This is a genomic window from Luteolibacter luteus (genome assembly GCF_012913485.1).
GTDB classification, from domain to species: Bacteria; Verrucomicrobiota; Verrucomicrobiia; order Verrucomicrobiales; family Akkermansiaceae; genus Haloferula; species Haloferula lutea.
In genome coordinates, this window is record NZ_CP051774.1 from 3,112,797 (window position 1) to 3,135,646 (window position 22,850).

Annotated in this window: 22 protein-coding genes and 1 tRNA gene; 6 read left to right on the forward strand and 17 right to left on the reverse strand. The window is 61.2% G+C overall.

Features of this window, described 5'->3' with window-relative positions:
• Window positions 1-8: 8 nt before the first annotated feature.
• The 3 genes from HHL09_RS12990 to HHL09_RS13000 form a co-directional block, all read right to left on the reverse strand.
• Entirely contained in the window at window positions 9-2,357 is a 2,349-nt protein-coding gene (locus HHL09_RS12990) for a M56 family metallopeptidase (protein WP_169455061.1), read from the reverse strand.
• A complete protein-coding gene (locus HHL09_RS12995) occupies window positions 2,354-2,770 on the reverse strand; it encodes a BlaI/MecI/CopY family transcriptional regulator (RefSeq protein ID WP_169455062.1) in 417 nt (138 codons plus the stop codon). The genes HHL09_RS12990 and HHL09_RS12995 overlap by 4 nt, the downstream gene beginning before the upstream one ends.
• Window positions 2,771-2,854: 84 nt before the next feature.
• The gene (locus HHL09_RS13000) at window positions 2,855-3,736 is read right to left on the reverse strand and encodes a LysR family transcriptional regulator (protein ID WP_169455063.1); all 882 of its coding nucleotides are present in this window, start codon (window positions 3,734-3,736) and stop codon (window positions 2,855-2,857) included.
• Between the two features lie 111 nt (window positions 3,737-3,847).
• Here HHL09_RS13000 and HHL09_RS13005 point away from each other — a divergent pair, with 111 nt between their 5' ends.
• Both HHL09_RS13005 and HHL09_RS13010 read left to right on the forward strand, forming a co-directional pair.
• The gene (locus tag HHL09_RS13005) at window positions 3,848-5,326 is read left to right on the forward strand and encodes a catalase (protein WP_169455064.1); all 1,479 of its coding nucleotides are present in this window, start codon (window positions 3,848-3,850) and stop codon (window positions 5,324-5,326) included.
• Window positions 5,327-5,405: 79 nt separating this feature from the next.
• On the forward strand, window positions 5,406-5,924 hold the full coding sequence (locus HHL09_RS13010; protein WP_169455065.1) for an ankyrin repeat domain-containing protein: 519 nt from the start codon (window positions 5,406-5,408) through the stop codon (window positions 5,922-5,924).
• Window positions 5,925-5,931: 7 nt separating this feature from the next.
• On the opposite strand, the gene HHL09_RS13015 is transcribed toward HHL09_RS13010, so the two are convergent.
• From HHL09_RS13015 to HHL09_RS13025, 3 genes are all read right to left on the reverse strand, one after another.
• Window positions 5,932-7,878, reverse strand: coding sequence for an ELWxxDGT repeat protein (locus HHL09_RS13015; protein WP_169455066.1), 1,947 nt, complete (start codon window positions 7,876-7,878; stop codon window positions 5,932-5,934).
• Between the two features lie 94 nt (window positions 7,879-7,972).
• Window positions 7,973-9,478 (reverse strand): C25 family cysteine peptidase, encoded by a 1,506-nt coding sequence (locus tag HHL09_RS13020; protein ID WP_169455067.1) that lies wholly within the window; start codon window positions 9,476-9,478, stop codon window positions 7,973-7,975.
• 73 nt (window positions 9,479-9,551) lie between these two features.
• Window positions 9,552-10,334 carry a carbohydrate-binding family 9-like protein gene (locus tag HHL09_RS13025; protein ID WP_169455068.1) on the reverse strand — a complete coding sequence of 261 codons (783 nt, stop codon included), beginning with the start codon at window positions 10,332-10,334 and terminating at the stop codon, window positions 9,552-9,554.
• A 305-nt stretch (window positions 10,335-10,639) separates the two neighbouring features.
• Here HHL09_RS13025 and HHL09_RS13030 point away from each other — a divergent pair, with 305 nt between their 5' ends.
• Entirely contained in the window at window positions 10,640-11,482 is an 843-nt protein-coding gene (locus tag HHL09_RS13030; RefSeq protein ID WP_169455069.1) for an endonuclease/exonuclease/phosphatase family protein, read from the forward strand.
• Between the two features lie 69 nt (window positions 11,483-11,551).
• Here the strand turns inward: HHL09_RS13030 and HHL09_RS13035 are convergent, their stop codons facing one another.
• The 6 genes from HHL09_RS13035 to HHL09_RS13060 all read right to left on the reverse strand — a co-directional run bounded on the left by HHL09_RS13035 (window position 11,552) and on the right by HHL09_RS13060 (window position 15,290).
• Window positions 11,552-12,049, reverse strand: a complete 498-nt coding sequence (locus HHL09_RS13035; RefSeq protein ID WP_240963794.1) for a glutathione peroxidase — start codon at window positions 12,047-12,049, stop codon at window positions 11,552-11,554.
• 83 nt (window positions 12,050-12,132) lie between these two features.
• The gene (gene alr / locus HHL09_RS13040; RefSeq protein WP_240963784.1) at window positions 12,133-13,230 is read right to left on the reverse strand and encodes an alanine racemase; all 1,098 of its coding nucleotides are present in this window, start codon (window positions 13,228-13,230) and stop codon (window positions 12,133-12,135) included.
• A gap of 66 nt (window positions 13,231-13,296) precedes the next feature.
• Window positions 13,297-13,521 (reverse strand): hypothetical protein, encoded by a 225-nt coding sequence (locus HHL09_RS13045; RefSeq protein ID WP_169455071.1) that lies wholly within the window; start codon window positions 13,519-13,521, stop codon window positions 13,297-13,299.
• A gap of 168 nt (window positions 13,522-13,689) precedes the next feature.
• Entirely contained in the window at window positions 13,690-14,025 is a 336-nt protein-coding gene (locus HHL09_RS13050; protein WP_169455072.1) for a hypothetical protein, read from the reverse strand.
• A 130-nt stretch (window positions 14,026-14,155) separates the two neighbouring features.
• Window positions 14,156-14,845: a hypothetical protein gene (locus tag HHL09_RS13055; RefSeq protein WP_169455073.1), complete on the reverse strand. Its 690-nt coding sequence runs from the start codon at window positions 14,843-14,845 to the stop codon at window positions 14,156-14,158.
• A gap of 7 nt (window positions 14,846-14,852) precedes the next feature.
• Window positions 14,853-15,290, reverse strand: a complete 438-nt coding sequence (locus HHL09_RS13060) for a GNAT family N-acetyltransferase (RefSeq protein ID WP_169455074.1) — start codon at window positions 15,288-15,290, stop codon at window positions 14,853-14,855.
• 103 nt (window positions 15,291-15,393) lie between these two features.
• On the opposite strand from HHL09_RS13060, the gene HHL09_RS13065 reads away from it, so the two are divergent.
• Window positions 15,394-15,591: a hypothetical protein gene (locus HHL09_RS13065; protein ID WP_169455075.1), complete on the forward strand. Its 198-nt coding sequence runs from the start codon at window positions 15,394-15,396 to the stop codon at window positions 15,589-15,591.
• Here HHL09_RS13065 and HHL09_RS13070 read toward each other — a convergent pair.
• The 5 genes from HHL09_RS13070 to HHL09_RS13090 all read right to left on the reverse strand — a co-directional run bounded on the left by HHL09_RS13070 (window position 15,592) and on the right by HHL09_RS13090 (window position 19,869).
• A tRNA-Ile gene (locus tag HHL09_RS13070) sits at window positions 15,592-15,664 on the reverse strand.
• Between the two features lie 163 nt (window positions 15,665-15,827).
• Complete coding sequence (locus tag HHL09_RS13075) at window positions 15,828-17,069, reverse strand: 3-keto-disaccharide hydrolase (protein ID WP_169455076.1); 1,242 nt, start codon at window positions 17,067-17,069, stop codon at window positions 15,828-15,830.
• Between the two features lie 65 nt (window positions 17,070-17,134).
• A complete protein-coding gene (locus HHL09_RS13080) occupies window positions 17,135-18,211 on the reverse strand; it encodes a Gfo/Idh/MocA family protein (RefSeq protein WP_169455077.1) in 1,077 nt (358 codons plus the stop codon).
• Between the two features lie 199 nt (window positions 18,212-18,410).
• Complete coding sequence (locus HHL09_RS13085; protein ID WP_169455078.1) at window positions 18,411-18,605, reverse strand: hypothetical protein; 195 nt, start codon at window positions 18,603-18,605, stop codon at window positions 18,411-18,413.
• Between the two features lie 439 nt (window positions 18,606-19,044).
• Window positions 19,045-19,869 (reverse strand): hypothetical protein, encoded by an 825-nt coding sequence (locus tag HHL09_RS13090; RefSeq protein WP_169455079.1) that lies wholly within the window; start codon window positions 19,867-19,869, stop codon window positions 19,045-19,047.
• A 239-nt stretch (window positions 19,870-20,108) separates the two neighbouring features.
• Between HHL09_RS13090 and HHL09_RS13095 the strand changes: the two genes are divergently transcribed.
• Both HHL09_RS13095 and HHL09_RS13100 read left to right on the forward strand, forming a co-directional pair.
• On the forward strand, window positions 20,109-21,695 hold the full coding sequence (locus tag HHL09_RS13095; protein ID WP_240963785.1) for a peptide chain release factor 3: 1,587 nt from the start codon (window positions 20,109-20,111) through the stop codon (window positions 21,693-21,695).
• Window positions 21,696-21,725: 30 nt separating this feature from the next.
• Window positions 21,726-22,838, forward strand: coding sequence for a sialate O-acetylesterase (locus HHL09_RS13100; RefSeq protein WP_169455080.1), 1,113 nt, complete (start codon window positions 21,726-21,728; stop codon window positions 22,836-22,838).
• Window positions 22,839-22,850: the final 12 nt, after the last annotated feature.

Consider the following 22,850-nt stretch of genomic DNA (forward strand, 5'->3'; position numbering starts at 1 on the left):
CCTCCGCTTCAGTCCTCCAGTTGCAACAGCTTCTGTAGGAGTTGCGCGGCGATCGGTCCGGCCACCGAGCCACCATAGAAGAGCTCATCTTCGCGCGACTTGCTCTCCAAACGGACGGCCACCACATATCGAGGCTCCTCTGCCGGTGCGTAGGCGGTGAAGCTGGCGACATAGCGGCCCGTCACGTAGCGGCCATGTTCGATGACCCGGCTTGTCCCCGGAAGGCCCGCCACGGTGATGCCTTCCAGCTTCGCTGCTGCTCCGGTACCCGGCTTGGGCCCATTGACGCTATCGATCAAAGCCTGGCGGATCACTGCGATCTCTTCGTGATCCACCCCGCGCCGGTCGATAGGAACCGCAGCTTCCACCGGTTCACCGGCGATAAAGACCGGCTGGCGGATCACCCCGCTCGCCAGCGTTGAAAGCATCGCCGCCTGGTCGAGCACCGATACCGCCGTCGTTCCGTAGCCGTAGGAAGCGCGCGAAAGATCCAAATCATTCGGTGCCACAGGATTGGAGGAGTACCATTTCGCAGCAGGAGCTTGCCACATCGCTCCCGCAGCAAGCGGCAGGCTCAGATCGCTCCAGATGCTACGGAACTTCTCATGACCGAGCTCCATGCCCAGCTGGGTGAAATAAACGTTCGAGGATCGGGCCAGAGCCGTCCCGAGATCGATTTCTCGCTCGATCGGATGCAGATCAGAGACCACCACCTTGCCGGACGTGAAAAGTCCGGGGCAGAAATACTTGCGGTCGCTGAGATCATGAATTGCACCGCCGAGCGCCACTGGCAGCTTTGCAAATGAGGCAGGCTCACACAGTGCTAGCGCGCGATTCAGCAGGGGTTGCTGCCTGTCTTTCTTCCAAACATCGGGTTCTCCTGGAGCCACACCAGCGATGAAGGCGTTCGGATCGACCGCAGGCCATGAAGCCATCGCCACGACTTCGCCGTTGCGAGGATCCATCACCACAATGCTGCCGCAGCGCTCCTTCGCCGCGAGCTCGCTCCACGCGAGCCGCTGGACGCGGAGGTCGATCGTGGAGTGCAGCGCCTTTCCCTGTTGCAGCGCCTCGTTGGCCTCCAACCCCGATTGCTTGATCGCCGCGAGCCCACCAGCACCGGCGGCTTGGACGAAGCCACTCAAATGGCTCACCGCTTCGCGCTCCGGATACCACCGCAGCGGTGGTCTTGCGCGCAGCGCTTCCGGCATCTTCCCGGGATCGGAGGTCGCGATGATCTCTCCACGTCGGTCCAGGATGTCCGGACGCCGTCCCGGTTTGGCTACAAGTGACGCTTCATCCGCGGCGCGGATCATCTCGGGCGCAGCGAAACCAAGGATCGCGAGGGAAAAAGTCGCCACCGCGGCACCGGCAGCCATCAGTCCTTCCATCATGCGCCGAAGCGGAGCCGGAGCCTTCTGGCGGGCCAGAAGCAGATGGATGCGCCCGCCAATCTGCGAGCGCCGCGCCATCGCGAGTCCCGGAAAGCATTGCGCATCCGCCACGCTTTCTAACAAATGACCGGCATAGTCCGCCGCCGGCACACCCCCGGCCACCACCGCCTCATCCGCAGCGCGTTCTTGGGCAATGACGAGGCGCGATTGGACCCACCATGCTGCAGGGTGAAACCAAAGCAGCGCCCGCACCACCCGGCCAAGCCAACGGCAAATCAGGTCGCGGCGGCGCAAGTGATGAAGCTCGTGGCGCAGCACGGAGTGGAGCCGGTCTTCCGGCCACTCATTCGCCGATATCGGCAGGAGCACCACCGGACGCAGCAGCGAAGCAATTCCCGGCGTCGTTATATCCGGAGAAAGCCGCAGGGGTACGAAGTCTGCCGTAGTTCCCGCGATCTCGCGCCATCGCGACAACATTGCATCCGGAGCCCGTATCCCTTTTAATCCTCGCGATACCACCCAAGCAAACAGGGAAGGGAGCAGGCTGACAAAAGCCCCGGCGATCCACAGCACCGCCAGCTTCTGATTCAGCGAAAGAACAGCACGCTCGATCTTTTCAGGCGCGGCCATCACCACGACATCCTCCGTCTCCTTGGCCGCAGTTGGAGCGGCTTCCATGATCGGATCGTCCACCGCGATCATCTCGTCCGGTTGCTCAGGCATCGTCGGCAGAAAGGTCGCTTCGATCCGGGAGGCCGGTGGAAGCGCCTTCCATGAGACCGGCAGCAGCCCCGAGAAAAAGGCCAGCGGCAGCAGCAGCGAAAGCCCCAGCCATAGCCGTGCGGCGAGATCGCGTTGCCTCACGCAGGCAATCACGGCACCCCCACAAAGCGCGATCACCAAGGTCTTCGCGCAGCCCGTCGCGAACCACGAACTCCAGGCAAGATCGAGCGGGAGTTTCATGGCTGCTCTCCTTTCTTCGCCTGCTTCTTCGCCTCGCGCACCAGCGCTTCCAACTCGGCGATTTCCGCGGCATCCGGTGCCGCACCCTCACCGGTGAAGCGTGCCTGTAGCGCCTGCTTCAGGGAGCCATCAAAAAACACCCGTAGCACCTGCTGCAGCGCGCTCTGCCCTGCGATCGCCGGATCCGTGCTCGGCTTGTAGAAAAACTCGCGGCCCTCTTTCCGCCGCGTCACACGACCCTTGCCCTCCAGGATCATCAGCATCGTCCGGACTCCGTTCGGACTCAGCTCGTCGGGCAGGCGCTCGGTCACCGCACCCACCGTTGCCTCTCCCAGTTCGAAGAGGATTTCCATGATCTGCGTCTCCCGCCGTGAAAGGCCGGACAAGGGCTCGGGTTTCTTCTTTCGGGCCATGATGGAAGCCTTCTGCCCGACTCCGGCATTCCTCGCAAGCTAAAAACTAAGTTTTTAGTTTTTGTGGCCGACCCCTCAGACACCTCACCCCGATAGCTCCCTTAGCAACTCCGCCGCCGCCGGCGTATCCTTGCTTCCCCTCCGCTTCATCAGCGCGATCACCCGGTACATTCCCTTTCCCGAGAAAGACCGCAGCACGATCCCGTCCATCGCGCGGTTCCGTGTCGCCAGCTTCGGCACCACCGTCACGCCCAGCCCGGAAGCCACCATCGAAAGCGCCGTCCCCAGCTGGTCGCACTGGAGGCCCGGATCCGGCTCACGGATTTTGCACAGTCGCAGCGTCCGGTCGGAAAGGCAGTGTCCGCCTTTCAGATGGATCAGCTCCGTAGCATTGAGATCGGACGGCGTCGGTGCCGCCTTCCGCGTCGCCAGCGGATGCTTCGCCGGCGCTGCCAGCAGTAGCGGCTCGCGAAAAAGCTCCTTCACCTGCAGCGACCACTTCTGGCGGTCATGCTCCGGCACATCGCTCAGAATGGCGAATTCGATCCGTCCCTCCACCAGCTGCGTGATCAGCTCGTCCGTCCGTGATTCGGAAATGGCGATCGCGATTCCCGGATGCCGCTCGCGGAAGGGCCCCAGCCACTGCGGCAACAAGTACGGCGCGATCGTCGGGATGATGCCAAAGGCCACCCGTCCCTGCCGCAATTCCCGGCGGTCCGCGAAGGCATCGCGCAGCTTGTCACGTTCCGCTAGCAGGCGGCTGGCATACTCCATCACCGTCCGACCCGCAGCCGTCGGCTCCACCCCGCGCGCCCGCCGGATCAGCAGCGGCTCTCCGATCTCGTCTTCCAGCGCCTGGATCTGCTGGCTGATCGCCGGTTGGGAAAGATTGCAACGCTTTGCCGCGGCCGTGAGCGAACCGGATTCGATCACGCTGGCCAAAAGCTCGAGCTGGCGGAGTTCCATAGAGAGGGCGTGAGCTATAAGAAATCCGAATGGCTGCGTTTTCAACCTGCGATTTCTCAAATGCCTCGGTTTCCGACAGCATCATCGGCGCAACCACTACTTCCATTCCCCATGCAGAAACCCCAGATGACGACCACCGGCGGAAATCCGATCGCCGACAACCAGAATTCCATCTCGGCCGGACCACGCGGTCCGCTGCTCCTCCAGGACTACCAGCTTATTGAAAAGCTCGCCCACCAGAACCGAGAGCGCATCCCGGAGCGCGTCGTGCACGCCAAGGGCTCCGGTGCCTTCGGCACGCTGACCATCACCCACGACATCACCAAGTACACCAAGGCCGCCATCTTCTCTGAAGTCGGGAAGAAGACCGATATGCTCCTGCGCTTCTCCACCGTCGCCGGTGAGCGCGGCGCGGCCGATGCCGAGCGCGATGTCCGCGGCTGGGCGCTGAAGTTCTACACCGAGGAAGGGAACTGGGACCTCGTCGGCAATAACACGCCTGTCTTCTTCGTCCGGGATCCCCTGAAGTTCCCGGACTTCATCCACACCCAGAAGCGTCATCCACGCACGAACATGCGCAGCGCCATCGCCATGTGGGATTTCTGGTCGCTCTCTCCGGAGTCGCTGCACCAGGTCACCATCCTCATGTCGGATCGCGGCCTTCCGCTCAGCTACCGCCATACGAACGGCTACGGCTCGCACACCTACTCCTTCATCAATGCGAAGAACGAGCGCTTCTGGGTGAAGTTCCACTTCAAGACCCAGCAAGGCATCCGCACCATGACGAATGCGGAAGGCGAGGCCGTCATTGCGAAGGACCGCGAGTCCTCGCAGCGCGACCTCTATGAGGAGATCGAAAAGGGCAACTTCCCGAAGTGGAAGATGCAGATCCAGATCATGAACGAAGAGGACGCTGAGAAGTGCCCCTTCAATCCCTTCGATCTCACCAAGGTCTGGCCGCACAAGGATTACCCGGTCATCGATGTCGGCACCCTCGAGCTGAACCGGAATCCGGAGAACTACTTCCAGGAGATCGAGCAGTCCGCCTTTTCTCCCTCGAATATCGTTCCCGGCATCAGCTTCTCGCCGGACAAGATGCTGCAGGCCCGCATCTTCTCTTACGCGGACGCCCACCGCTACCGCGTTGGCACCTGGTATGAGGCCCTTCCGGTGAATCGCCCGAAGAGCGCGGTGAATACCTACCACATGGATGGCTCGATGAACTTTCTCGAGCCGAAGTCGAGCAACGCCTACTACGAGCCGAATACCATGGGCGGTCCCGTCCAGGACGATCGCTTCGCCGAGCCGCCGCTGAAGATCTCCGGCGATGCCGATCGCTGGAATCACCGCGATGGCAATGACGACTACACCCAGCCGGGAAATCTCTTCCGCCTGATGAGCGATGCCCAGAAGCAGCAGCTCTTCAGCAACATCGCGGAAGCCATGCACGGCGTGCCGGATGAAATCGTCCGCCGCCAGCTTGGCCACTTCCACAAGGCGGACCCCGCCTACGCGGGAGGCGTTGCGAAGGCGCTGAAGATCGATTGGGAAACCAGCGGCGCCTACCCGAACGAGCCCGCGTTGACCTGAACCGGTTACCCCCGTTCTCCCCAAGAGACCCGCGGGCGGCGGCCCGACCCCGCCGCCCGCACATCCCTTCTGAAAATCCATGACACTCACCGCTGAAGAAGAGCAACGCTACGCCGAGCTGCAGCGCATCGCCCTCGATGCCGCACGCCATGGAGATCTCCCCACGCTGGAGCCCATGCTGAAAGCCGGCATCTCCGCGAACCTTCGCGACGAAAAGGGAAACACCCTGCTCATGCTCGCCGCCTATCATGGCCAGGCGGACGCCGTCCGCCTTCTTTTGGATCATCACGCCGATCCGGATGCGCGCAATGACCGCGAGCAGACTCCGCTTGCCGGTGTCGCCTTCAAGGGCCACCTTGATGTTGCACGCATCTTGCTGGATGGCGGTGCGGATCCCATCGCCGACCAGGGCGGCGGACGCACCCCGGTCATGTTTGCCGCCATGTTCGGCCACACCGAAATGCTGAAGCTCCTCGAGGGCGCTGCAGCCGCAAAGGGATCCCGCAAGTTCTCGCTCAGCTGGCTGGCCCGTATCATGTCCATTCCTCGCTCCCTCTTCTTCCGCAAGCCGCTGCGGCCTTTCGTTGCAGCTCCTTGAGGGATATTTACTTCGGGTTAATGACCCACCGGACAAACCGCTTGGTTCCCCAATATTCTTTTTCGACGACGAATCGCTGCAGGTTCTCCACTCCGGTATTCTTGGCCGTCCGCCACGTCCCGGCTTCCAAGCTATTGCTCCACTCCACACTATAAGAGATGTCTTCGACTCCGGACGGCTTGGTGAATTCCAACAGCATCGCGTAGTTCTGTGATTCGACTTTGGGAAGAAGGTCCGCATCTGGCTTGAGGGGATCGAGGCCGAAGGCGTACTCAATCAAATTGCTCAAACCATCGGAATCGGCGTCGAAGTCGTCGGCAGCGCGGCCGGTATTTTCCGGACTGCCAAACTTGGCGGTGCGCCAATCTTCCCGGGTATAAAGCGTGTCGAAAGTTCCCGTTGAGATCCGCGTCCCCTTCTCGCTTGTAGCCGTGATCCGGTAGTAATACGTGGTTCCAAGCGCGAGACCGGAAAATGGGATGGAGAATGACTGGAAGCTTCGGCTTCCGGACATGCCCAATGGCAAGGGGACGGTTGTCCCGTAGGCTTCTGTTGTTCCGTATTCGAGCTTGGCGGTGGTGTTCCAACCGTTCGGATTCAGAGCGAGATCGATCATTGCGGACGACCGTGTTCTTCCAGTGATCTCGGGACGGGAAATGGAGGGTGGAGCAAGGTCATAGACAAAAAGCTCGGAGCCGGTACCGGCTCGGAAGGCCATGTAGTAGACCTTTCCGCCCGTCATGATCGGAGGCTGTACCGAGAGCATGAAGGGAGATAATTCCGAGTTGTCCGATACCTGATAGGTTCCGGCCGCTGTACCATTGCTCTGCCATAGGGAGCCATCGCCGAAGTAGAAGCAGCCATCCATCGGGATGACCTGGTTCAAGGTCGGTACTCCGGATTTGATGAGGATCGTCCCTGGCACTGTCCCGTCCGAGCGCCAGAGCTGGTTGGAGCCGTCGTTCAGGCGGGTAGTGAAATAAAGCATACCCCCGAAGGCTCCGGGGGTGCCGTAGAAGCTCGTGCCCGGAAGCAATTCATAAGTGCCGGCTTGGGTGCCATCGCTTCGCCACAGGCTCACTGAGCCAGGGTTGCTGGTCGAGTTTGCGGCGAAATAGACCAAGCCACCCGCGACGGCAAGTTGACCCGAGACGCCGGAGGCGGAACCGGGAGCGATGTCCTTTACCATGAAGGTATTCGCGGAGGACCCGTTGCTCCGCCAAAGTTCCCTTCCGAATTCAGCATCATTTCCGGTAAAGAAAAGGGTGCTACCCGATACCGTGAGGCTGGCAGGGGCGAGATCAGGAACTTCCTTTACCAGGACGGTTGTCGCCGCGGTTCCATCCGTCCGCCACAGAGCTTTGCCGAAACTGGGGTGTGATGCGGGAAAATAGAAGGTGCTGCCAAGTCCCGTCCCGGCCTGATTGTTGGTTCCATCCGTTTCTGGCGTCAGGTCTGCGACCCTGAAGGTGCCGAAGGTACTGCCATCGGTGCGCCAAAGTTCCCGTCTTTTGGCCGTGAAATAGAGAAGATCCCCGGCACCCACGAAGAGGCGGGGATCGTCGTCGCGACTGAGGGTCGATAAGATGACCGTGCCACTGGTGGTACCGTCGCTTTTCCATAGCCGATCATACCCACTGCTATCGTGGGCACGGAAGTAGAGGTTTTTCCCCGCTACCGTGGGCCAGTAGGGCTGGCCGCCGTGGCTGCCGGGACAAAGATCCTTCACCATCACGGTTCCGGCGGTGGTTCCGTCAGTCCTCCAGAGCTCAAGGCCGCTTGCGCCATCATTGGCGGCGAAAAGTAAGTGATTCCCGACGACTCGTAGCCGTGTGAGGTCCGACAGGGAAGGATCATTACCACTTCGGATATCTTTGAGTAGGGTAGCACTCGGCATTCCGCCAATGGCGGAAGATGTGACAAGAAGCGCGGCAAAGAGTTGAGGGGTTTTCATGGAGGAGCCCCTAAACTCATCGGAATTCAGATCACAATGTCAATACATGATTTATTTTGTAAATACGACAGCTTTTATGTTCTGTCGCGAGAAGTCAATTTTCAGCACCTAAAAGCATCGCAAAGACGCGGATTCCTGAGGAGTCCGACAGACACAGGCGCAGGGAGCCGGCTTCATTTAGCGCTCCATGCCACTCCTCCTCGCGGCTCATCTCGCTCAGTGTCTTGAAGTTAAGTGAGTCGTTCACTTGCCGCATCAGATCGTCGGCAGCCGTGGCCGCTCTGGCAGGCTTTTTGAAGGAAAAGCTCCTGATTTCTGGCCGATGTTGAACGATTAGCCTTGCTCCGGTTGGGAGGTCTTTAGGCTTGGGCACGATCCACGTCCATCCCTCCCGGGAGCGCACGACCTTCGCTTCCAGCGTCTGTGGCACGAAAAGCCGCGTCGCTGGATCACCGAGCAGATTGTAGATCAGCAGATGATCCGACTTGAGATTCCTGATTTCATTCCTCTTCCCGATCAACAGCGGTTCGAGCACGGACACGAGCGTCTCGATGATCGGCTCGTGCCGTTCATGGGCTTTCCGGATCGAGGATACCCATGCTTCGCCGAAGGTGTCGCATCCCGGTTCGCCCAAGCTTCTTAACAAACTCGTAGATCCATAGTAGTTCGTTAGCGGATGGGAATCCACCGAAGCCCCGACACAGGCCACCGGTCCTCCGGGTGCGAAAAGAAACTCCTCCGCCAGCGAGCGCTTTGCACCATCGGCGAAGGCGCCGCACCGGCACGCGAAAACCACATGCGGCGGGGCAGGCGAGGGCCCGGTCATCGCACGGGCATCCTCGGCGCGATAACGCAGCGAGCCGCTCGGCAAGGTGGTGATCCACCAGGAATCTTCCCGGCCATGTCCGATCATCGCGCTTAGCAATCCTCCTTGCGCCACCCGCTCGTTGAAATTGACCGCGCTGTCCGCGGGCCAGCCGCAGAAGGGACTTCGGGGATCCGATTGGAGAAACCAGAAGCCCGCCCAGGGCGGTGCTTCACGCCGCAGCTGCTGCATCACAAAGGGCAGATATGCGAGCTTCAGCACCGACCCGATCTTTCCGAATCCCGGATCACCGGTCCAAACAGGCAGGGTCAGGTCCTCTGGAGATGGTGTCCGTGATTCCCAAGCCAGGATTTTCTTTACCACCGCACCAAGCTCCTCCGGCGTCCGCGCTGGAATGCGCCCCACTGGCACGTCCGGCACCCCGTCATGATCGAGGTCACCGTACGACGAATCACTCACGAATTCCTTCGGATGCTTTGCCAACCAGCCATGGTAAGGATGACGCTCGGCACGGGTAAGCCATACCTCACCCGCATCACCCGGCAGATCGTCTCCGAGCAAAAGGATAGCGGCAGGCTTGGTCGTCTGCGCCCCGATGGCTTTCCGCGGAGCCGCACTACTTTTTACCACCTCCCAGCCCTGTGCTGCGCGGTATTCGCAAAGCGGCGCCGCCTCCTTCAAAAGCTCATCCGGCCCGATGCACAGCCAAGTCCCGCGCTCCGCTGCGGAAAGCGGCAGGACTATTGAAAGAAGGGCAAGGCGGAGCCAAGACATCCCGCGGCCTATACGTCATCCGCCAACCGAATGCAGCACCGGAATTCCATCGTTAGAACGGTTCCACGGCAGCCTACTTCACAAACCTCAGTTTCCCCCACATCTCCGGGATGTGCATGGCGATCTCGCCTTGCGGGCTCCAGACCCAGTTGTCCTCCGGATGCTCGCCCTCGGGGATCTTTACCCCGTGTTCGGGCACCCGGACATACTTGCCTTCCTTGACCTCGTGCTTCCATTCCACCCGCGAGAAATTGATGCGCCAGGTATCGCCAGCCTTCGGCGGGGAGCTGACGCTGCCCTGATGTTTCGCGAGGTCCTTCCAAGGCAGGAAGACCTCCACGGTCCAGCCGGTATCCGTGTCCGAAGGATCATTGAGCGTGCCTTGGATTTTCACCGCACTCTTCAGGCCCGGGAGATTCGTGCCATGGACCGCGGTTCCGCCTTTTGCATAAGGCCTGTCCAAGGTGAGTTCCCAGATGGTGCCCAGCGCGTTGATCTCGAACTCGTAGTAATTGAGCGTATCACCATCGGGATCGAGGAAGATCTCGAAATCGTTGTCGTGGAAGATGATCGCGTTCTTCTCGGTGAGTGTGCCCCACACGTGGGGCTCCTTCATCTCCCCGCAGACGTGCAGGCCTTCACTGGTCCACAACATCTTGGCCCGCGTCCGGAAGCGCGGCTTGGGCTTCTTGTCTCCCTGGATGTCGATGAAGTCGCTCGTCCACGTCGCCTTCTCCCACACGGCATCGGAAAGATCGCCGTCGACGATCGGGGCCGTGTCCGAAAAAAGACAATCGTAGCTCAGGGGATCGCCTGCGGAGATCGAGATGAAAGGGAGGGAAAGGAGCCACTTCATGGAGCGACCATCGCGGAAAGCCTTCGCCCGGCGCAACGCGGAAGTGAAAGCACGAGCGTCTGGATTGGCAGTAGAACGCGTCGGGTCATCCTTGTATGAAGCTCCCGTGGAAAAATTCAGACCATCGGGCGCTAGGCGAAATGGCGGGATTTTCGCAGGGCGTTCCTGCCGGACCGGGCCTGTTATTTTTCCTGTTTTAACAGGGATAACAGGCGGGCGAATTGCCCCGGAAGCTCCCTTTTGGATACCATGGCCGTCACCAGTTTCAGTTCGACGCCCCGGGGATCACTTCGCAAGCTGCCGTCATGACCTTGAGATCCTTGGCCTGTGTGGTAGCCGGCGTATTGGCCGTCGGCGCGGCAGAAGCGAAGCCCCTGCGCGTGCTCTCCTACAACCTCCGCTACATCACTTCCGGCGACAAAGGCGAACGCGCCTGGACCGCGCGCCGCGACCAAACGGCGGATCTCATCAAATCCGACAATGCCGACATCGTGGGCATCCAGGAAGGTCTGCCGCAGATGATGGATGACCTTGCCGATCGCCTCAGCGGCTACGCGACGATTGGCGTGGGTCGTGAAGATGGCATCGTCCAAGGCGAGCACGCCGCCATCCTGGTGAAGGCAGACCGCTTCCGCATCCAGGACTCCGGGACCTTTTGGCTCTCCGATACCCCGGAAATCTGCAACTCCTGCACTTGGGGAAATACCGTCACGCGCATCTGCACCTGGGCAAAGCTCTACGACCGCGAAACCAAGCGCACGCTGCTCTTCTTCAATACCCACCTCGACCACGCTTCATCGGAAGCCCGCCAAAAAGGGACCGAACTCATCCTCTCCCGCATCGCCCAGCGCAAGGGCCAGGGTCCCGTGATTTTTACCGGCGATTTCAATGCCGCCATCGATGATCCGCTTCACGCCGCGATCAAGGCCACCGGCTTCGCCGATGTGTGGCGCGTCGCAAACGGCGACACCCCCGAGGAGGAAGCCGGCACCTTCCACGAATTCACCGGTGTGACGAATCGGGCGCGGATCGATTTCATCTACGCCACGCCCGATCTGAAGATCATCGATTCAGGAATCATCCGCAGCTCCCTCAACGGGAACTACCCTTCCGACCACTTCCCGGTCCGGGCCACCTTGGATTGGTGAGCCGGCCACGAAAAAGCTCCGGTCGGCAAGGCCGTCCGGAGCTGATAGGAAAAGAACTGCGAATGGCTCTTATTTCAGTGCCTTCTCGATGGCCTCGGTCACTTCGGGGCTATCAGGTGTGGTCTTTGGCTCGAAGCGAGCGATGGGCTTGCCATCCTTGCCGATGAGGAATTTGCCGAAGTTCCAAGCCACATCGCCCGGGAAAGCGCCTTCCTTGCCGGTCAGCGCGGCATAGAGCGGGTGCTGTTCAGGGCCCTTCACATGGATCTTCTCCATCAGCGGGAAGCTGACGTCGTACTTGTCCTTGCAGAAAGTGCGGATCTCTTTCTCGGTGCCAGGTTCCTGGTTGCCGAAGTCATTGCACGGGAAGCCAAGGATCACGAAGTCCTTTTTACGATACTTGTCGTAGATCGTTTCCAGCGCCTCGTACTGCGGGGTCAGGCCGCACTTCGAAGCGGTGTTCACCACCAGCACCACCTTGCCCTTGTATTCGGCCAGGCTGGTTTCCTTTCCGGTGATGGTCTTGAAGGGAATGGTGGTCAGGTCCGCCGCCGCAGCGGTGGCCATCAGGACGAGGGAGGCGAGGAGCTTGCGCATGGTGTGAAGGATACGGCGTGGGAGAAGATTGCTTGCGGGATATTCCGGGTCCCTCAGGCATAGACACGGACCACGCGGGGGGTGATGCCTGTAAGGATTTCCCAGGCGATGGTCCCGGCCTTCGCCGCCACCTCGTCCACCCGGATATTCTCTCCAAACATTTCCACCTCATCGCCTTCCTCCACATCGCTGTCGGACACGTCCACCATCAGCTGGTCCATCGTCACACGGCCCAGCAAGGGGAAGCGCCGACCGCGAATGAAGGCCTCCGCACCGTTCCCGGAAACATGGCGCGGATAGCCGTCGCCGTAGCCGATCCCGATGGTCGCCACCCGCGTGGGCTTCGTCGTCACAAAGGCACTGCCGTAGGATACCCCGTGGCCTGCGGGCAGGGTGCGGATCAGGGTCACCCGGGATTTGAGGCTCATCACGTTCTTCAGCTGCACCGGATGTCCCGGTAGTGGCGAGATTCCGTAAAGCATCAGCCCCGGTCGGGTGAGGTTGCAGTCCCCTTGCCCGTAACCGAGCAGTCCGGCGCTGTTGCAGAGATGCCGCCAGCGGAAGCGCTCCGGCCCGCCGATGGAATGGAGGACCGCCATGTATTTCGCGATCTGCTCGTGCGTTTGGGCCTCGTTTTCATCCGCGGAGGGCAAGTGCGCTCCGATTCCCTCGATGTCCAGGTTCGGCAGGCCGCCGAGTTCGTCGATCACCTCGGGAAGCTGGTCGGCCACGAAACCGCCGCGCCCCATCCCGATGTCCACGGAGAGGTGCACCTTCAGCCGGACACCGCGCATGAAGGCCAGGTCGTTGAAATGGCGCGCCTCATCCAGAGCGGAAATGCAGGGCGTCCACCCGCGGGCCACGATCTCGGGGCGTTCCTCCGCCCAAGTCGCACCCAGGAGGTAGATCCGGGTCTCCACACCGGCGTCCGCGATGCGACGTGCCTCGCCGACATTTGCCACGCCAAAGAAGGCGATCTGTTCCGAGGCGAGGACCTTCGCGATTTCTTCCAGCCCGTGGCCATAGGCGCCGGCCTTCACCACGGCCATCACCTCACAGCCGGCGGCTTCGCGGGCAGAGCGCAGGTTCTCGCGGAGGGCGGACAGATCGATCTCCGCCCAGGCGCGGGGCGGCGAAATTGGCAGGTTCACGGCCGGAGCAAAGCCGCAGCGGGGTGGGGGGGCAAGTGCCAGCTTCCCGCGCCGCAGGATGAAATGTCAGAAGGCATTCGAAAAAAGGAACATCATGGAGATGCCGAAGATCGGGGCGATCACCAGCTGGCTGCAGATCATGAAGGTGAAGGCCTCGTTCCGCCGTGTCGTGCGCAGGCTTTCGGACTCCGTCGAGGCGATCAGATTGGCAGCAAAAAGGCTGCAACCGATCAGAATGCCGATGACCACGGCCCATCCCGTGTAAAGCAGCACCGGTGAGTCAGGAAGCATCCCCGGGAATCTTCCCGTTGCCAGGACGAGAACCGCCCCGGCAATCCCCGGCACCATCTCACAGAGGAAGATCAAAAGCACCCGGGTGAGAGCCGGGATTGCGGGCGGGGGAAGGGAGGGATCCACCTTCCAGAACAGAGCGAAGAGGCGGTCCTTGAGCAAGCATCGTCACACCATCGCACTGAACAAAGCGTCGGAAATCATCGCCATGCCGGGCGTGAGGACGATCTGGAACAAAATCAGGCGGATCACCGAGTGGACGCCCACTTCCCATTTCCGCCGCTCCTCCGCGGTGGAGGCTAGCAGCTTTCCCGCAAAGACCGTGCACCCGAGAACCACCAGGAGCCAGGTGAGAAGGATCGTCGCGGGGACTGCATGCGAGTCAGAGCCCCACCACCGCGACATCAGGGGCTCCGCATCCCTCATCGCGGCCATGGCGATCCCGGGGACCACCATGCTGAGCACGATGAGAAATGATTCGATTCCCTTCAGTCCTCTTTTCACGCGAGTGGGTAACACCTCGCCCCGAAAATGGTTTCGCGCCAGCAGAAAGAAGGCCGCAGGGGATTCTACGTAAACGCTGTTAGTGAAGGCAGCGCCATTTGAAGTACGAGAAATTTCGTACTTGGATGGCCTAGATCCAACTGGCGATCACACGAACTCTAGTGCGGCTGGAGTCGGTTTCCAGCTCAATGAAATCGACCGATCTTTCGGTGGGAAAGTCGCTCGTCCAATATTCGGAAACGCTCCAGCTTCCTCCTTTGCCTCTTCCCGGGTAGCTACCGGGCGCATTGCGGTGCAACTTCAGTTCGCGGGTCAATCGTTCCGTCTCCGCTGGTGAGCAAGTGAACTCGTAGACATGCTGGGGATCGGCCAAGATGAAATCCGTTCCCGTGAAAGAACATTGTATTGCCGTAGCATCAGCCGGGAATTTCACACCGGTTACCGATTCGAATTTCCCGTGGGGGTGTATCTGGGCAATGGCTAGCGAGATGACGTCCGCGAACGAAATGAAGATCGGGAGAACCAAGGACACCCAGAACTTGTGGGCCCGCAAAGGTCTCCACGATGACGCGATCACAGATCCAAAGAGACCCAGTGGCACAGTCAGGATCAGCATGAACCACGAGGTCACCGCGCCGACCGTTGCGCCATGCTGGATTCCCCAGAGAACATTTCCGGAGCAGACCGCCTGCTTGGCGATGATCCCCAGATATCCGATTAGCCAGACCGTTGCGACCCAGTAAAAGCGGCTCCAAGACCGGATCCGTTTCGTGGAAGCTGGATCGATGAGAGGCCCTTGTTCTTCTCCGGCGTTTTCCATGGCTCGTTCACTTGATGCTTCTCCTGAAACGATACCCTGTCTTCTGGTACCCCATTGCCTCGTAGAAGAGATGAGCCTCTTCCCGTTGTAGCCCGCTGCTGACCCGGATGTCTGTGATCCCTTGCGAGCGGAAGTACTCCTCCGCCGCGGCGACGAGCGCTTTCCCCAATCCCTGACGCTGGTAGGTCCCGCCGACCGACAGCGCCAGGATGTAACCCAGCGGTGCCGGTGTCTCGTAGGCTTGGATCTTCACCAGCCCGATGAAGCCGGCAACCTGGCCACCGCAATCCGCGACAATCGTGAAATGATCTGCGGAGAGGAGTGCCATCCGGGCCCGCACTGCCTCGGCCTCCGTCGGGTAGCCCAGTTCGGAAAGCAGGCCTGCCAAGTCAGCCGCATCCCCTTTCTGATAGGGCCGGAGCTCGATCTGGGGCGGGATTTCCATGCAGCAGGGGGAGAATAACCGGCTCCGGGCCGCTCCGGTCAAGGTCTCCGGCCACAAAGTCCTTGCCGGGGGGCGGGGGGAGCGCTTGAAATCTGCTTATCCGATGAAAGTCCTTTTGCCCCTCCAGATCGCCGTCCTCGTCCAGCTCACTGCTTCCTGCGGATCGACGACTCAAGAGGATTACGCAGGTCCCGCCAGCGGCCGTGATGTCAGCTGGTCCACCCGTGAGGCAGTTCAGGAAAAGGGCCGCGCTGAAAAGACCGACGTAAAGCCGCTGTCCAGCGACCGTTTCTCGGATTGATAGGGGCGGCGGGTATCGAACCCGCGACCTCCCGCTTATAAGGCGGGTGCTCTCACCGCTGAGCTACGCCCCCGTTTCGTGGCGAAACGGGGCGAGATATTCGAAACAGCGGGAAAACGTTCACTGCCTGCTTTTAAGGTCTTGGGAGCGGCAGGTCAAATTCCTCACGAAAACAAAAACCGGCAAGCCGCGAGGCCTGCCGGTTTTGCTTTGAATCGGAGATGCCCGGATGCGCCTTAGAGCTCCTTCACCCAGATGTTCGCGAAGTCGATCGAGGAGCCGTGATGCTGCAGGGCGATCTTGCCCTTCGCCGGGACGTCCGGGAGCTGGGCGTTCTCGATCACCGTTTGGCCGTTGATCGCCACCGTCAGGCGATCACCCTTGATCGTGATCATGGTGCGGTTCCATTCGCCCACCGGCTTGTCGGCCTTCGCCTTCGGTGTCACACCGGCGATGACCTCGGCCGGTTGCGACTTGTCCGTGCGATAGCCATAGACTTCGCCGGAGCCGCAGGGCCAGTTCCAGAGGTTCACCTGGCTCTTCGAGTTGCCGCGCAGGTAGATGCCGCTGTCCAGCTCCTGCACTTCCACTTGTTCGCCGGTTTCCTTGCCGTCGGCGCCGATGATCGGGCGCTTCATCACCGGTCCGGGAGCTGCCCAGCGCCAGTCGAAGATCATGGTCATGTCGCCATACTCCTTGCTGAACCAGAGGTCCTTGTCCTTCGCTTCGCTGCGGCCGTCGTACTTCAGAATGCCGTTGACCGGACGCCAGTGACCTTCGTCACCCGGCTCGGACTCCCAGCCCTCGAGCGTGCTTCCGTCGAAGATCTTGGTGAAGCCTTCCTTCTTCGCGCCTTCTTCATTCGCGGCAGGAGGAAGTTCGCAAATGCTGATGCGGCGGAAGGCCACGCGGTCACCGTGACCACAGAGTGCGATGTGCCCGGAGCGGCGCTTCGCACCTTCATGCTTCGGATCCTGCTTGTTCAGCTCGTCGAGCTTTGCATTGAGGATCACCTCGCCGTTGACCGTGACCTGCACGTCGTTGCCATTCACGTAGATGCGCTCCTGGTTCCACTCGCCCACCGGCTTCAGCGGGGCCTTCTTGGCGGCGGCCAGCTTGTAGAGCGAGCCGTGATACTGGGCGGGCTCGAGGCTCTTGTACTGGTCCGCGGAGTTGTCCAGCACCTGCACTTCCATGCCGACATACGCCGCATCGCCGGTGCCCGGGTAGTTGATCCCGATGCCGTTGTTGCCGCCCGCGGGCAGCTTGAATTCGAAATCGAGCGCGTAGTTCGCGTAGGTGCGTTCGGTCACCAGGTTGCGGCCTTCCGGCGTGCAGACGATCGCGCCATCTTCCACCACATAGCCTTCACCCTTCCAGCCGGAAAGGTCCTTGCTGTTGAAGAGCGAGAGCGATTGGAGCTTCGGCTCCGCGGCGGATACGGCGAGTGGAAGGAGAAGAAGGGTGATGGATTTCATGGTCGGTTAGGAAAAGAGAACAAGGAACGCCGGACGTCCATCCCGGAACGCCGGATAAGCTTGGGTTAAAGATCGATGGTCTTGCCGGTGCGGAAGCTTTCGTCTGCTGCTTCGACGATACGCATGGAAGCGACCGCATCATCCATGTGATCGGTCAGATCCGTATCTTCCAGGATTGCCTTGAGGAAGAACTCCTGCTCGCGATGGCACAGGGCATCGTGATCCGGTTCGTCGTCCAGACGGATCATGTCGTCCGCTTTTACGAAAGTCCCTTCCGCCGTGAGCTGGGAGTGGTGAAGGCGCAGCGATTGAGTCTGCGTGTGCGCATCCACATTCGAGCTCTGGCCCTCGCCCGCGGCCTTGTCCGCCACGATCGAGACACAGCCCTTCGGGCCCACCACATCTTTCACGAAGAAAGCCACCTCGCTCATCATCGGACCCCAGCCGGCCTCATACCAGCCTACGGATCCGTCTTCGAAGGTCACCTGCAGCGCACCGTAGTTGATCTTGCCTTCCGGCAGCTCGTCGCTCAGGCGGGCACCGATCCCGGACACGCGGATCGGGCGGGAGCGGGTCATCTGGCACATCACATCCACGTAGTGCACCCCGCAATCGACCACCGGCGAGATTGAGGACATCAGCGCCTTGTGGGTCTTCCAGTTATCTCCGAAGGACTGCTGGTTCAGGTTCATGCGCATGACCAGCGGCTTGCCGAGGGTCTGGGCCACTTCGATAAATTTGATCCAGCTTGGGTGGTGGCGCAGGATATAGCCGATCACCAGCTTCTTCCCGGTCGCCCTCGCCTTGGCCACGATCGCCTCCGCGGCATCCACATTTTCCGCCAGCGGCTTCTCGATGAAGACATGGCAACCGGCTTCAAATGCCGCTTCCGCGTAGGGGCCGTGGGTGTCGGGGTAGGTGGAAATGCTCACCGCATCCGGCTTGGTCGCCGCCAGAGCCTCGTGAAAATCCGCGAACTCTGCATAGCCGCCGCCGAGCTCGGCATTCAGCTTTCCGCGGCTTTCCGCGGAGCGGGTGACGATCCCGCAGATCTCGAAGCCGGGAATGCGATGGTAGGCGAGAGCGTGGGAGCGGCCCATGTGGCCGGCTCCGACGCAGAGGATGCGGATAGGATTCTGCATGATCGGGGCGGTAAAACGACTGAGAGTGACGGATTATTTCACAATCCGCATGACGACAAGCGCCATTGGCGGAGACTGTCACCCCCTCGCCCCCGCGGGCAAGAGTTCGATTTCGTCCGATCCGGAACAAAAAAACGCCCCGGCCTAGGGCTGCCGGGGCGTAGGGGTTGGCTGGGGTGTGGCCGGACAGGCTGGTCGCTCAGTCGGCCTTGGTGAAGTCACCACACCAGTCTTCCGCTGCGGTCACCGGGAACATGGATTCGAACTTCACCTCGTCATCCACCTCGAAGGCGATGGTCTGAGGTGCGTGACGGCGGCATTCGCCGTGATCGTCTTCCAGCTTGTTCCAGTAGGCACAGGCTTCGCAGGCGCGGGTGGTGGTCTTCGTTTTCATTCTGAGAAAATGGATTCGCCTAACATGGACTCCATTTTCCCTGCTTTGCAAGGAAAGGATGACTTGAGATGTAGTCTCAACTCGATGGATTTCAATGAATTGAGATGTGATCTCAATTGCCTTTCCGAGGGTCAGGGCAATCTAGCGCTAATGCGGAATGCCTGATATCGGATGAAGCCCCGGCCCTCGATCTCACGAGGCTCCTAGGCCTTAGAGATTTATGGGCCACCGGATCTTGCCCTTGGACAATGATTCGGTGGCCCTGCTTGCCCGGGGTGGGACGAAAAATCGGTAATGATTAGCCGGGGCTGGCGCTGATAGCAGGACCGCGGCCTTTCTACGGGGTCAGGCTAGCACGGAGGCAGCCAGCTCACTTGTGCGTCCTTGCCAAAGGATGGCGCTTAATTGCCATCGGTCCGCATGCACCGTCATTGGGGCTCTAGGAGCAGGCCGCTGCGCAGTAGCGCTGCCAAGGTGCCACGAAGGCATCCCCCGGCACGGAGAACTCCAGATTCATGCTGCCCAGCGTATCGTAGATCCGCACCGCCGTGCGCGTCTCGCCGTCCACCCGCACCGGCAGCACCCAGATGGCGTGGGCGTGCGCGGGATCGATCCGCAGAATGCCGTCGCCATGATCGTCGTGGAGCGTGATCGATTGCTGGAAAGACATCCGTCGCGCATCGATGAAGCGGGAGAAGTCGAAACCCTCCCCGGTGATCCGGCAGTGGAGTTCCAAGCCGAAGTCGATCGCATCCGAAAGAATCGGAGCGAGAGGATGGGCCTCCGGATTCGCGCGCCGCTGCTCCGCCGCCGCTTGGCAGCAGGGGCAGGACTGGAAGGGCTCGGCCAGCCCCGCGCGCCACTTCAGCAGATCCGGGATCTCCACCTCCTCCTCACAAAACGCCGCTACGAATTCCTGCAGCCGCGTGCCGCCGTTCAGATCGCCCGGAATCGCGATTCCCAGAGGGAAACGGGCGTGCTCGAAGTCGAATTCGAGCACGCCCGAGTGCCGTGGCAACTGGACGATCCGCATCGCGTGTACCCCGGCGATCCGGGATGGTGAGACGGATAGTCCGAGAGAGGGGAAAAGCAGTTGGTTGGATCCCTCCAGAACGATCTCCCCCGGGTCCGCGATCGCGACCAACTCGGCGGTCAGATTTTTCGCCCGCAGGCAGAGCATGCCCAGTGAGGCGAGTCGCTCATGGAAATCCGCGGCTTGGTGGCGCAGGCGGATCGGGACTTGGAGAAAGGACGGGGCACTCATCGCGGGCGAACAGGACCGGCAGGCGGATGGCGCGCCGGGGCGCGGGCCCTACCAAGAAGCGGCCCGGCCCCGGCTAACGCGGCAACCGGCTGCATGCATACCGGCTCCCGCAGGCGCTTTGCTGGTGATTGCTTGCGGAACTTTGGCGGGGAATCGCCCGCCGTGCGGGAAGAACGCGGCCTTGGCAGGGGCCGGGCGGCGTGTTTCCCTCCGGCCCCACCGCCGCCGCTCCGATTCCCGTGTCCCATCCTTCTTCCATCCGCCGCACCCTCGCCATCATCTCCCACCCGGACGCGGGCAAGACGACGCTGACCGAGAAATTCCTGCTCTACGGGGGTGCCATCGATCTCGCCGGCAGCGTGACCTCGCGCCGCGACCGCCGCGCGACGACCTCGGACTGGATGGAGCTGGAAAAGCAGCGCGGCATCTCGATCTCCTCCACCGTCCTCCAGTTCACCTACGGCGGTTTCCACGTGAACCTGCTCGACACCCCCGGTCACGAAGACTTCTCGGAGGACACCTACCGCGTGCTCACCGCCGTGGACGCCGTGATCATGGTGGTGGATGCCGGTAAGGGCGTGGAGGCCCGGACGCGCAAGCTCTTCGAAATCTGCCGTCTCCGCGGTATCCCGATCTTCACCTTCATCAACAAGCTCGACCGGCCGACCCGCTCGCCGATCGATCTCGTCGATGAAATCGAAAACGTCCTCGGCATTGCTTCGCACCCGATGAATTGGCCCTTGGGCGATGGCCCGCGCTTCCGCGGCATCATCCAGCGTGCGGATGGCCAGCTGAACCTCTTCGAGAAGACGAAGGCCGGTGCCTACCGCGCTCCCGTTTCCGTGATGGGTCTCACTGACCCGGCGGTGCGCGAGCACGTCGATGGCGATCTGGTGGACAAGGCGATCGAGGAAATGGAGCTGCTCGACATCGCCGGAGCACCCTTCGATCAGGAGCGCGTGCTCAAGGGCGAGCTGACCCCGGTCTTCTTCGGTTCCGCCGCGAACAATTTCGGCATCCAGCTCCTACTCGATGGCTTCCTCTCCATGGCCCCGGAACCTTCGGGCCGGAAATCGGGAGAGACCTTGATTGAGCCGGAGGACAAGCGCTTCAGCGGCTTCGTCTTCAAGATCCAGGCGAACATGAACCCGAAGCACCGGGACCGCATGGCCTTCATCCGCATCGTCTCCGGCAAGTTCGAGCGCGACATGCAGGTCTGGCACGGCTCCGCCGCGAAACAGATCCGCCTCTCGAACTCGCAGAAGCTTTTCGCGCAAGAGCGTGAGATCGTGGACGAGGCTTTCGCCGGTGACGTTGTCGGCCTGGTGGGCAATCAGCCCTTTGAGATCGGCGATACCCTGACCACCGATTCTTCGATCAAGTTTGACGAAATCCCGGTCTTCCCGCCGGAGTGTTTCGCCACTATCCGTGGCCGCACCACTGCCACTGCCAAGCGCTTCCGCGCTGGCATGGACCAGCTGGTGCGTGAAGGCGTGACCCAGCTTTTCGAGAGCGCTGCAGGAACGACCATGATCTTGGGAGCGGTGGGTCCTCTGCAATTCGAAGTCCTCAAGTATCGCCTCGAAACCGAATACGGTGCGGAGGTCGTCTTGGAGTTTTCGCCGTGGACCGTGATCCGTTGGCTCATGGCCGAGGGTGAACCGGTGGGAGGTGTAAATGCTCCCACCGATGATCTTCCCGGCGGCTGCGCCCTCGCGAAGGATTCCGCAGGTCACTGGGTGGTCCTTGCGGAGGCCGAGTGGGCCTTGCGCAGCTTCAAGCGTTACCACGAAAACTGGGAACTCGCGGAGCGCTTGGTGAAGTAAATCACCGCGATCGTCCGTTCTCTCCGGGCGATGAAAATCCTCCTTCTGTCCCTCTTGCCCTTGGTTGCCCATGGGGCGGGCATCGTGCTTTCCTCGCCATCGGACTATCAGGTCATCCAGCGGAAAGCCGCGGATCGCGGGGAACTCACGGTTTCTGGCAGTTTGTCGGAGCTTCAGGGAACGCTCGATCTGGAAGTGCGCACCCTCCGTGCTGGCTCAGCCAGCGCATGGCAGGCGCTTGCCAAAGCAGTGGAGGGGCCCTCATTCACCGGTAAGATCGAGCTGCCCGCGGGTGGCTGGTATCGTATTGAAGTGCGGGCCATTCACGATGGCCAGCCGCTTGCCGGAGCCGCGATCGATCACGTTGGCATCGGCGAGCTCTTCGTCGTCGCCGGCCAATCGAACTCCGCGAATCACGGCGAAGAAAAGCAGCTCGCCCGCACCGGTCAGGTCGTGTCCTTCGATGGCCGGCACTGGCAGCCTGCGAATGATCCGCAACCGGGAGCTAGCGGTGCGGGTGGCAGCTTCATCCCGCCGCTCGGCGATGCGCTTGCCACGCATTTCAAGGTGCCCGTTGGTTTCATCCCCTGCGGCATCGGCGCGACCAGTGTCCGGGAATGGCTGCCGAAGGGTGCCACCTTCCCGAATCCACCCACTCTAACAGATCGGGTCGAGCAGCTCCCGGATGGCCGTTGGGCCAGCAAGGGGGAGGCCTTCGCCATGCTTGTGAATCGCATGAAGCAAGCGGGCCCCGGAGGCTTTCGCGCGGTGCTTTGGCACCAAGGCGAGAGCGATGCCAACCAAGCCGACTCCACCCGCACCTTGGCGGGTGATCTTTACCGTGAGTATCTGGAAACGATCATTCGCGAGTCCCGTGCGCAAAGCGCCATCGATGCTCCGTGGTTTGTCGCGCAGACCAGCTATCACATTCCCGGCGACGAATCTTCGCCCGATCTCCGCAGCGGTCAGGCCGCCTTGTGGAAAGACGGTGCCGCGCTGGAAGGGCCGGATACCGACGCCTTGAAAGGGGAGTTCCGCGAAGCAGGCGGGAAAGGCGTCCACTTCAGCGGCGAGGGCCTGCGCGAGCATGCTGCTCTTTGGGAGAAGAAGCTCACTCCATGGCTGGAGCAGCGCCTGAAATAGGCGGGTGCCTTC

Excerpts from the sequence above, each read along its gene's own strand:
- HHL09_RS13090 (WP_169455079.1), bottom strand. The coding sequence starts at position 19,869 with ATGAGTGCCCCGTCCTTTCTCCAAGTCCCGATCCGCCTGCGCCACCAA.
- HHL09_RS13080 (WP_169455077.1), bottom strand. The coding sequence starts at position 18,211 with ATGCAGAATCCTATCCGCATCCTCTGCGTCGGAGCCGGCCACATGGGC.
- HHL09_RS13045 (WP_169455071.1), bottom strand. The coding sequence starts at position 13,521 with ATGCTTCCTGACTCACCGGTGCTGCTTTACACGGGATGGGCCGTGGTC.
- HHL09_RS13030 (WP_169455069.1), top strand. The coding sequence starts at position 10,640 with ATGACCTTGAGATCCTTGGCCTGTGTGGTAGCCGGCGTATTGGCCGTC.
- HHL09_RS13065 (WP_169455075.1), top strand. The coding sequence starts at position 15,394 with ATGAAAGTCCTTTTGCCCCTCCAGATCGCCGTCCTCGTCCAGCTCACT.
- HHL09_RS12990 (WP_169455061.1), bottom strand. The coding sequence starts at position 2,357 with ATGAAACTCCCGCTCGATCTTGCCTGGAGTTCGTGGTTCGCGACGGGC.
- HHL09_RS13060 (WP_169455074.1), bottom strand. The coding sequence starts at position 15,290 with ATGGAAATCCCGCCCCAGATCGAGCTCCGGCCCTATCAGAAAGGGGAT.
- HHL09_RS12995 (WP_169455062.1), bottom strand. The coding sequence starts at position 2,770 with ATGGCCCGAAAGAAGAAACCCGAGCCCTTGTCCGGCCTTTCACGGCGG.
- HHL09_RS13100 (WP_169455080.1), top strand. The coding sequence starts at position 21,726 with ATGAAAATCCTCCTTCTGTCCCTCTTGCCCTTGGTTGCCCATGGGGCG.
- HHL09_RS13025 (WP_169455068.1), bottom strand. The coding sequence starts at position 10,334 with ATGAAGTGGCTCCTTTCCCTCCCTTTCATCTCGATCTCCGCAGGCGAT.
- HHL09_RS13005 (WP_169455064.1), top strand. The coding sequence starts at position 3,848 with ATGCAGAAACCCCAGATGACGACCACCGGCGGAAATCCGATCGCCGAC.
- HHL09_RS13000 (WP_169455063.1), bottom strand. The coding sequence starts at position 3,736 with ATGGAACTCCGCCAGCTCGAGCTTTTGGCCAGCGTGATCGAATCCGGT.
- HHL09_RS13010 (WP_169455065.1), top strand. The coding sequence starts at position 5,406 with ATGACACTCACCGCTGAAGAAGAGCAACGCTACGCCGAGCTGCAGCGC.
- HHL09_RS13055 (WP_169455073.1), bottom strand. The coding sequence starts at position 14,845 with ATGGAAAACGCCGGAGAAGAACAAGGGCCTCTCATCGATCCAGCTTCC.
- HHL09_RS13035 (WP_240963794.1), bottom strand. The coding sequence starts at position 12,049 with ATGGCCACCGCTGCGGCGGCGGACCTGACCACCATTCCCTTCAAGACC.
- HHL09_RS13015 (WP_169455066.1), bottom strand. The coding sequence starts at position 7,878 with ATGAAAACCCCTCAACTCTTTGCCGCGCTTCTTGTCACATCTTCCGCC.
- HHL09_RS13085 (WP_169455078.1), bottom strand. The coding sequence starts at position 18,605 with ATGAAAACGAAGACCACCACCCGCGCCTGCGAAGCCTGTGCCTACTGG.
- HHL09_RS13075 (WP_169455076.1), bottom strand. The coding sequence starts at position 17,069 with ATGAAATCCATCACCCTTCTTCTCCTTCCACTCGCCGTATCCGCCGCG.
- HHL09_RS13020 (WP_169455067.1), bottom strand. The coding sequence starts at position 9,478 with ATGTCTTGGCTCCGCCTTGCCCTTCTTTCAATAGTCCTGCCGCTTTCC.